At 65.3% G+C, this 9532-nt stretch carries 7 protein-coding genes; 2 read left to right on the top strand and 5 right to left on the bottom strand.

The features are described from left to right. Window positions 1-36: 36 nt before the first annotated feature. Genes QDT69_RS20265 through QDT69_RS20255 form a run of 3 tightly spaced genes read right to left on the bottom strand, consistent with a single transcriptional unit; the run spans window position 37 to window position 3288 of the window. Window positions 37-834 (bottom strand): fumarylacetoacetate hydrolase family protein, encoded by a 798-nt coding sequence (locus QDT69_RS20265; RefSeq protein ID WP_279708219.1) that lies wholly within the window; start codon window positions 832-834, stop codon window positions 37-39. Between the two features lie 12 nt (window positions 835-846). Then, on the bottom strand, window positions 847-2211 hold the full coding sequence (locus QDT69_RS20260; RefSeq protein ID WP_279708218.1) for an LLM class flavin-dependent oxidoreductase: 1365 nt from the start codon (window positions 2209-2211) through the stop codon (window positions 847-849). Window positions 2212-2235: 24 nt separating this feature from the next. After that, window positions 2236-3288 (bottom strand): Ldh family oxidoreductase, encoded by a 1053-nt coding sequence (locus QDT69_RS20255; RefSeq protein WP_279708217.1) that lies wholly within the window; start codon window positions 3286-3288, stop codon window positions 2236-2238. A gap of 401 nt (window positions 3289-3689) precedes the next feature. Between QDT69_RS20255 and QDT69_RS20250 the strand changes: the two genes are divergently transcribed. Beyond that, a complete protein-coding gene (locus QDT69_RS20250; RefSeq protein ID WP_279708216.1) occupies window positions 3690-7805 on the top strand; it encodes a GAF domain-containing protein in 4116 nt (1371 codons plus the stop codon). Here QDT69_RS20250 and QDT69_RS20245 read toward each other — a convergent pair. Together QDT69_RS20245 and QDT69_RS20240 are read right to left on the bottom strand one after the other, a co-directional pair. Beyond that, window positions 7779-8120, bottom strand: a complete 342-nt coding sequence (locus QDT69_RS20245) for a hypothetical protein (RefSeq protein ID WP_146986789.1) — start codon at window positions 8118-8120, stop codon at window positions 7779-7781. The two genes, QDT69_RS20250 and QDT69_RS20245, sit on opposite strands and share 27 nt — an antisense overlap. A 68-nt stretch (window positions 8121-8188) precedes the next feature. After that, a complete protein-coding gene (locus QDT69_RS20240; RefSeq protein WP_279708215.1) occupies window positions 8189-8659 on the bottom strand; it encodes a cupin domain-containing protein in 471 nt (156 codons plus the stop codon). Between the two features lie 218 nt (window positions 8660-8877). Here QDT69_RS20240 and QDT69_RS20235 point away from each other — a divergent pair, with 218 nt between their 5' ends. Beyond that, window positions 8878-9477 carry a DUF1080 domain-containing protein gene (locus QDT69_RS20235; RefSeq protein ID WP_279708214.1) on the top strand — a complete coding sequence of 200 codons (600 nt, stop codon included), beginning with the start codon at window positions 8878-8880 and terminating at the stop codon, window positions 9475-9477. Window positions 9478-9532: the final 55 nt, after the last annotated feature.

The raw sequence follows: 9532 nt of genomic DNA, 5'->3' as shown, positions 1-9532 counted from the left end.
ACGATGATGAGGCGCGCGCCCGCTAGACCTCCCGCCTCAAACCTTCTCTTTCACGAACCTGTTCCGCAAGGTCCCGATGCCGGTGATGTCGATCTCCACCACGTCGCCGTCTTTCAAGTCAGGCGAAGCGCCGTCGGTGCCCATCCAGATCACGTCGCCGGGCGACAGCGTGAAGTATTTGCTGAGCTCGACCAGGAACGGCACGATGCCGAAGATCATCTCGTTGGTACGGAAGCGGCCGGTCTCCTTGCCGTTGACGCGGATCGCGGTCTCCATGCGGTCGAGGTCGACGTCGGTCTCGATCCACGGGCCCATCGGCTTGAAGGTGTCGGCGTTCTTGGCGCGCCACAGCCCGCGATCGGCCTTCTGCCAGCTGCGCTCGGACACATCGTTGCCGATCGTGTATCCGAACACGCAGTCCATCGCATTGGCTTCGGTCAGGTGTTTTGCCTTTTTGCCGATCACAACGACGAGCTCGCCCTCGTAATGGATCTTCTCGGTCGCGCTTGCGGGGATCACGACATCTTCGTCATGGGCGATCAGCGCGTTCTGCGCGCGGTAGCCGATCTCGGGCCGGTCGGGAACGTTCGGCACGGTGCCGGCCTTGTCGGCGGCTTCCTTGAGGTGCTTCAGATAATTCAACCCGACGCAGTAGAAGGTGCGCGGGATCAGCGGCAGCTCGATCTTGACGTCCTTCAAGGCGTGGGTCTTCGCGGTCTTGCTCCATTCGCCGAACGGATCGCCGTTGACGGTGGTGACAATGTCGCCCTCGACGAGGCCCCAAGAAGTAGTGCTTGCGGTATTGCCCGCGGCGGTGAATTTCAGCCAACGCATGATGATGTCCTTCTATTCCGCGGCCTGCGCGCGGGTCTTCCAGGCGCCGGCCGCCGGGCGCTTCAGCCCGAGATTTTCCCGCAGCGTCGTGCCGGCGTAATCTTTTTGAAAGAGCCCGCGCTTCTGCAACTCCGGCACCACGTGGTTGACGAAGTCGGCATAGGAGCCCGGCACGTAGCTCGCCGCGACCACGAAGCCGTCGCAGCCGCGATTGACGAACATTTCCTCCAGCCGGTCGGCGATCTCCTTGGGGCCGCCGACCATCGCGTCCTGCACCTGGCCGCGGCCGGAGAAGGTGATGAAGTCGCGGGTCGAGGGATTGGTCTTGCCGGAGGTGCGCAGCACGCCGTCGCGGATGCCGAGCATGCCTTGCATGCCCTGCAGCTCCTCGGTCGTAAGCGGCTCGTCGATCCCCTTGGCGCCGAAATCGAAGTTGAGGCCTTCGGCGAGCAGCGACAGCGCGTCGATCTCGAGCGGCAGTTTCTGGATCACCGCCATCCGGTCCTCGGCCTCGGCCTTGGTCGCGCCGGTGACCGGCGTGATCAGGTTGCAGAGGAACATCTGGTCGGGGTCGCGGCCGGCCTTGGCGGCTTCACCGCGGATCGCGTCATAGCCCTGCTTGGCATTGGCAAGGTTGCGCGCCGCAGTGAAGATCACCTCGCCCCAGCGGCCGGCAAAGCGCTGGCCGCGGCCGGAGGCGCCGGCCTGGATCACGACGGGATGGCCCTGCGCCGAGCGCGGCACCGTGAACGGCCCACGTGAGGTGAAGAACGGACCCTTGTGGTCGAGCCGCTTCACCTTGCTCGGATCGGCGAAGCGGCCGGATTTCTTATCGATCACCAGCGAGCCGTCTTCCCAGGCGTCCCAGTGGCCGAGCACCACCTCCATGAACTCGTCGGCACGGTCGTAGCGGAGATCGTGCTCGAGATGCTGCTCGCGGCCCATGTTGAGCGCTTCGCCGTCATTGACCGACGTCACCACGTTCCAGGCGGCGCGGCCATTCGTCATCAGGTCGAGCGTGGCAAAGCGGCGGGCGACGTCGAACGGCTCGAAATAGGTAGTGGACGCGGTCGAGGCGAGGCCGAGCTTGGTGGTGACCATGCCCATCGTGGTCAGCACAACGATCGGGTCCATCTTCACGCAGCGGATGCCGTATTCGACGGTGTGGGCATGATCGTTGCCGTAGCGGTCGGGCATTGCCAGACGATCGTCGAAGAACGCCATGTGGAACTTGCCGCGCTCCAGGATGCGCGCGATCTCCTGGTAGTAATCCGCCGACATTGAGTCGTCGCGCGACTCCGGGTGGCGCCAGGAACTCGGCAGGTTGGTGCAGTTCTGCGCCTGCAAAAAGCCAACCAGCGCCATTTGCCGTGTCATGTCGTTCTCCTGTGCTCGGATGGTTCAGCGAAGATCGAGCTGGTCGGTCAGCTTGTAGTCGGCGGCGAGCGCCTTCAGCTTGTCCCAGGTCGCATCCTCGATCTCGATGCCGTTCTTGCGCCGCTCGACTTCGCGCAGATGTTCGATCTCGCCCGGATAGAACACGCCGCGGCTCCCTTCCGAGGGCGGCGTCGATTTCAGATAGCGGGCGAAGTCGGCGACTTCGCGCCTGAAATCCTTGAGCGGGCGGAATGCGGCGACGTTGAAGACAGCCATGAAGCAGCCGTCGTTGTGACGGCCGGTCGGCTCGACGCCGAAACCGAGGCCGGTCAGCAGGCCGCACAGCACCTCGACCATCGCGGCAAGGCCCGAGCCCTTGTAGCCTTCGCTGCCCCCGAGCGGCAGCAGCGCGCCGCCCTTGCGATAGTCCCTGGGGTCGGTGGTGTCGCGCCCCTCGGCGTCGATGATCCAGCCCTTCGGGATGCTTTCGCCGCGCGCCACCGCGAGCTGGATCTTGCCGGCCGCAACCGCCGAGGTCGCCATGTCGAGATAGAACGGCGCCTCGAGATCCGACGGCACCGCGATCGACAGCGGGTTGGTGCCGAGCCGGGCCTCGCGGCCGCCGAACGGGGCGACATGCTTCGGCGAGCGGCCGGAATCCGCGGCCGCGATCCCGATCATGCCCTCGCGCATCGCCATCATCGGATAATGCGCCAGGCGCCCGACATGGCTCTGCCGGAACACGGTGCAGGCCGCGACATTGGCGGTCTTCGCCTTGTTGATGGTCATCTCCATCGCCTTGGCGTTGACGTGGAAGCCGAATCCCCAATGACCGTCGATCACGGTCGTGGTCGGCGTCTCCTGCACGACGGTCCATTTCGCGCCGGGGACGATATGGCCGGCCTTGATGCGGTCGATGTAGGTCGGGATCGCGATCACGCCGTGGGAGTCATGGCCGGCGAGGTTGGCGTTGACACAGCCGGAGGCGACTGCGCTCGCCTCCTCCTCCGATGCGCCGGCGCCCTTCAGAAGCGCCGCGCCGATGCGCGTGAGACGGTCGGCCTGGACGATCGGCATGGGATTTTCCTCGCGGTCGGCCCGCGTGATGCGCGGGTCTTGCTTGCTGTTGTCGGTGTCATGCTCTCAAAGCGCCGAGGTGCGAGCAAGGGCAGAAAATCCGGTCCGCCATACCGCCAGCAGGGTGCTGGCGGCCAGGATTTCACCGAGTGGAACGGGCGCGGTCGCGATGCGGAATTTGGCGGCTCGGACGCCGAGGCGGGCTCGGGATCCGGGCCCCGCAATCCTCCGCCTCAGGCTGGCACACCGGCGTCCGTAATATCCCGGAAAACGGCCGTCCGCGTTCGTCAGCCGTTTACTTTGTCGTGCAACTTGCCCGATACGCTAACCACCACTTAGGCCTATCGCGGGCAATCTTCCGCCCCAGATTGAAGGGGGTGGCCCCGGGGCCTTCAGGAATCGTGCAGTCGAGCATCGGACGTACATTCGCGGCGTTGAATGCCACCAACGAAGCGATCCTGTACGCGAAATCACCAGAAGAACTGTACGGAAAGGTCTGCGAAGCCGCGTTCTCGAGCGGGAGCTTCCTGGCCACGACTGTCTTTTTGCTGGAGCCGGATACCGGTCTGCTGACATTCGCAGCCGGTTGCGGCGACGATGTCGCGCGTCTGCGCAGCATCAGGATCTCCGCGATCGCCAACACCCCGGAAGGGGAGGGCGTCGCCGGCCACGCGTTCCGCGATCAGAGCGCCAGTGTCAGCAACGACTATATCAACGACGCCCGTTCGGCGGCCTGGCGCAGCGGCCTCGCGGCGGCCGGCGTCGGCGCGGCGGCGGCGATGCCGCTAGTCTGCGGCGGGCGCAGCGTCGGCGTCTTCATGGTGACCCGGCGCGAGGTCGACTCGCTCGGCGAGGAGATCGTCTCGCTGCTGAAGCGCATCGCGGCGAACGTGTCCTACGCGCTCGACAATTTCGACCATGAGGCGTCACGCAAGAGCGGCGAGCGGGCGATGCGCAGGCTGAACCGCATGTTCGGCGCAATCAGCGCAACCAACGAGGCCATCCTTCGCGCCAAGACCGAGCACGATCTCTATCAACGGGTGTGCGATGCTGCGGTGTTCAGCGGCAAATCCTTCGCTACCGTGGTGCTGCTGGCCGAGCCTGACACGCACTGGCTGGAGCCCGTCGCCGGCACTGGCGAGGCGATCGACCTGATCACGCAGACGCGTTTCTCGACCGATCCGGACAATCTCTACGGCAAGGGGATCTGCGGCGAGGCGTTCCGCACCCAACGGCCGTGCGTCGAACACGATATCCCGATATCGGCGAGCCCCTCCCAGAAGCAGGCCGGTGGCAGTGGCCTGATGGCCTGCGTCGCGCTGCCGCTCACCCGGTTCGGCAGGAGCATCGGAGTCCTGATCTTCTTCACCGGCAATTCCTGGGCCCGTGACGAAGAGATCATCGCGCTGCTGGCGGGTATCGCCGAGAACGTCTCGGTTGCGCTCGACACGTTCGGCCGCGCCACCGAGAAGGCCAGGGCCGACGCCGAACGCGAGCGGCTGTCGCGGATGTTCGCGGCGCTGAGCGCGACCAACGAGGCGATCATGCGGGCGCGGTCGCGGCTCGAGATGTTCGAGCTGGTCTGCGCCGCGGCGGCGCATGGCGGCGGGTTCAACTCGACCAGCATTCTGATCGCGAAGCCTGGCGACGATTTCATGGAGATGATGGCGGTCGCAGGACCGACCGCCGAGAATGCACGCCGCCTCAACGTCTCGCGCAGCGAGGCGCGGCCCGAAGGACGCGGCGTCTGCGGCAGGGCGTTCCGCTCCCGGCGCGCCTGCATCAACAACGATTTCATGGGCGATGTCGCCAACAGCCCGTTCCGCGACGTCATCGACCGCGAGGATGCGCGGTCGGGCGCAGCATTTCCGTTGATCGTCGACGACGAGCCGGTCGGCGTGATGCTGTTCATCTCCGCCAAGCGCAACACCTTCTCGGCCGAGTTCGCCGAGCTCCTGCAACGGCTCGCCGACAACGTCTCCTATGCGCTCGGCAGTTTCGATCGCGCCGACGAGAAGGCGCGGACCGAGGAGCAGAAGGAACGGCTGAGGCGGATGTTCGCGGCGCTGAGCGCGACCAACGAAGCGATCATGCGGGCGAAATCCCGCAGCGAGCTGTTCGATCTGGTCTGCGATGCCGCCGCGGTCGGCGGTCAGTTTATCTCGGCTACGATCCGCCTGGTGCGCCCGGGCGAGGTCTTCCTGGATAACGTGGCGGCTTCCGGTCCCGACCGTGTCCGGGCCCGCGAAGTCCAGTTGTCGGCCGATGCGACGCGTCCGGAGGGACAGACGCTGACCGGCGTTGCGATCCGTACCCGCAGGCCCTGTATCAGCAACGATTATCTCAGCGATTTCGGCCCTGAATCGCATGTCTATCCGGTCGTTCGCGACAGTGGCAGCAAGTCCGGCGCGGCCCTGCCGTTGCTCAAGAACGGCGAGGCGATCGGTGCGCTGGTGTTCCTCTCCAGCGAATTCGGCACCTTCAGTCCGGAGATGATGGCGCTGTTGCAGCGGCTCGCCGAGAACGTGTCGTTTGCGCTGGCCAATTTCGACCGCGCCGACGAGAAGGCGCGGGCCGACGAGCAGAAGGAGCGGCTGTCGCGGATGTTCGCGGCGCTGAGTGCGACCAACGAGGCGATCATGCGGGCGAAGTCCCGCACTGAATTGTATCAACTGGTCAGCGAGGCGGCCGCGACCGGCGGCAAATTCACGTCGACCACCATCGCGCTGGCGCAGCCCGGCAGCGATTATCTCCGGATCGTCGCGATCGCGGGCCCTGCAGCTGAGGGCGCAAGCCAGGTGACGCTCTCGGTCAACGAGGCGCACCCGGAGGGGCGCGGCGCCTGCGGCAGGGCGTTCCGGTCGGGCAAGGCCTGCATCATCAACGACTATTTTGCCGATACCGAGACCGCCGCTTTCCACGAGCGGGCCCGCCTCGACGGGACAAAGTCCGGCGCCTCGTTCCCCTTGATCGTCAGCGGACGGGTGGTCGGCGTCATGATCTTCGTCGCGATCGAGAAGGACACCTTCACACCGGAGTTCGCCGAGCTGTTGCAGCGGCTCGCCGACAATCTGGCGTTCGCGCTCGAAAGCTTCGATCGCGCCGACGAGAAGCACAAGGCCGACGAGCGGATCGAATATCTTGCCTCGCACGACAGCCTGACCAACCTGCCGAACCGCGAGACGTTCAATGAGATGCTGCGTCATGCGATCTCGGCGGCGGATCGCCATCGCCGGCAGGTCGCGGTGCTGTTCATCGATCTCGACCGCTTCAAGATCATCAACGACTCGCTCGGCCACGACGCCGGCGACATGCTGCTGGTGGCGATCGCTGAGCGGTTGCGCGGATCGCTCCGCGCGAGCGACGTGGTGGCGCGGCTCGGCGGCGACGAGTTCGTGGTCATCCTGGAGGAAACAGCCGAACGGAGCGACGTCGAGCGCATTGCCGGCGATCTCCTGATTTCGCTGAGCCAGCCGCTGACGATCAGCGGGCACGAGTGCCACACCACGGCCTCGATCGGGATTGCGATGTATCCCGCCGACGGCTCCGACGTGCAGACGCTCACCAAGAACGCCGACATGGCGATGTATCTTGCCAAGGAAGACGGCAAGAACGGCTTCCGTTTCTTCTCCAACGAAGTCAGGGCGCAGTCGATCGAGCGTCTGACCATGGAAAGCGCGCTGCGCCGCGCGCTGGAGCGTGAGCAGTTCTCGCTCGACTATCAGCCCAAGGTCGACATGGCGAGCGGTGAGATCAGCGGTGTCGAGGCGTTGCTGCGCTGGACCCATCCCGAGCTCGGCAAGGTGTCGCCGGGGCAGTTCATTCCGCTCGCCGAGGAGATCGGGCTGATCGTGCCGATCGGCCGCTGGGTGCTGAAGGAAGCCTGCGCGCAGAACATGGCGTGGCAGCACCGCGGCCTCAAGGCGGTGACGATGGCGGTCAACCTCTCGCCGCGGCAGTTCGGCGATCCGCATCTGCTCGACGACATCGACGAGGCGCTGGCGGCGAGCGGCATGTCGCCGGCGCTGCTGCAGCTCGAGGTCACCGAGAGCATGGTGATGCGCAACGTGACGCGTGCGGTCCGCGTGCTCGACGCGATCCAGAACCGCGGTATTCGCCTCGCGATCGACGATTTCGGCACCGGCTATTCGTCGATGTCGCTGATGAAGCAGTTCCCGATCGACACGATCAAGATCGATCGCTCCTTCGTGCGCGACCTGCCCGATGATTCCGAGGACGTCGCGATCGCGCAGGCGATCATCAGCATGGGCAAGGCGCTCGGCATGACCATCGTGGCCGAAGGCGTCGAGACCTCCGAGCAGCAGGAGTTCCTGCGCGCGCATGCCTGCGACGAGATGCAGGGCTTCCTGTTCAGCCGGCCGCTGCCGCCGCGCGATCTCGCCGAGCTGTTGAAGGCATCGCCGGTGCTGACGTCGCCGCCGTTGCAGCCGTCGCTGGACGGTGAGGCGATCAGTGAGGCCGGGCCGGATCTAGGGCGGAAACGCGCTGTCGTCTGACGGCTGCACCGGCAGGTCGCGGACGTCGGAATCGGTGGATGCGACCTTGCGCGAGAAATCATAGGGCCAGGGCAATGTAGTCTGGCCGGCCAGCGTCTGGCGCAGCACGCGCGTGCCGTCGGCGAAGCTCGCGCCGTCAGGCAGGCGGAGCTGACGGCACCAGTTCGATGGCAGCGGGCCGACGGCATCGCGCAACTCGAATGCCGGTCCCCACCACCACGCCGGCGCCGGCGGCCGTTCCGGTTCTGGAATGGCGCGCCATCGCGCGAACTCGTCGGCGATGCGGGCAAATTGCAGCTTGGCGGCGGGATGCATAGAAAGCCCTTCCTCGGGCTGCGATGATAGCATCGCCCCCACCCCGCGCAACGCGGCTATCGGCGGCGCTATTTCTGCTCCACTTCCGTCGCGGTGGCCGGGCCTTCGCCCATGATCAGCAGCACGGCATCCTCGTCCTTGGCGCCGTCCCAATGCACCTGCTTGCCGAAATGGGTGACGAAGCTTCCGGCCGGCATCGCCACCGTGCCGTGATCGGGATCGAACTTCGGACCCGAGCCGACCCACCAGGTGCCTTTCAGCACGACGATGTAGCGGTCGTTGGGATGGAAGTGCGGACGGCTGAAGTGATTGCCCTTGGTCCATTTGGTGTAGACCATGTAGAAGCCCGGTTTCGACGGATCGCCGACCACGACGGCATTCTGCGCGCCGCGCGCATCGACCGGGCTCCAGGGAATCTGGTCCGGCAGTTTGTAGGTGACCGCGGCCGGATTGAGCTCGGCCGCGGAGCTGACGCTCAGCGTGCCGGCAAACACCAGCGGCATCATCAGGTATCGCCAGGACCGGTTCGACGCCGACATGGTATCCTCCGAGTTCCGTGTCCTCGGGCAACTGCTGCGCCCGTATGTCGCATGATGCTAATGGCTCTCGCTTCCGCCGGACAAGACGCGTCCATGCATGTCTGACCTCAAGATTGCGTCAGCGGCGCGTGACACAACGCAGTGCAATATCAAAAACGCATTTACGTCGGTGCTGACAATGATAGGTTGCGCGCCAACCAAAAGACGGGAGGACAACCTTGAAGAAGCATCTGTCGATACTGGCGGCGGGACTCGTGATCGGTGCGGCCGCGCTGCAATTCTCCACCAGCGCATCGGGGGACGACGGCTGGGTCACGCTGCTCGACAGCACCAAGAAGGGCGACTGGGACGAAGTCGGCAAGGCCAATTGGGCCATGAAGGACGGCGCGCTGGTCGCCGACAAGCTCGACGGCAAGGATCTCTCCTATCTCGTCAGCAAGACCCAATACAAGGACTTCCAGATCCGCGCCGAGTTCTGGACCGACGAGGACGCCAATAGCGGCGTCTTCATCCGCTGCGAAGGCAACAAGACGATCGATTCCAAGGTCTGCTACGAGGTCAATATCTTCGACAAGCGGCCGGACCCGACCTACGGCACCGGCGCGATCGTCGACGTCGGCAAGGTCGATCCGATGCCGAAGGCGGCCGGCAAGTGGAATGTCTACGAGATCACGGCGCAGGGGCCGCACTTCGTCGTGACCCTGAACGGCCAGAAGACCGTCGACGCGCAGGACTCCAAGCACGCCAGCGGCTACATCGCGCTTCAGTATGGTTCGGGCGTGGTCAAGTTCCGCAAGGTGCAGATCAAGCCGCTCTGACGGCGCAAGGTCGAGAGGAGCCCGGTCGCGCCGCGGCCGGGCTTTCTGCCGCGCG

The sequence above is a fragment of the Bradyrhizobium sp. CER78 genome, from assembly GCF_029846235.1.
In the GTDB taxonomy this organism is placed as follows: domain Bacteria; phylum Pseudomonadota; class Alphaproteobacteria; order Rhizobiales; family Xanthobacteraceae; genus Bradyrhizobium.
The sequence above is the reverse complement of the archived record's forward strand: the minus strand, read 5'-3'. Positions and strand labels throughout refer to the sequence as shown.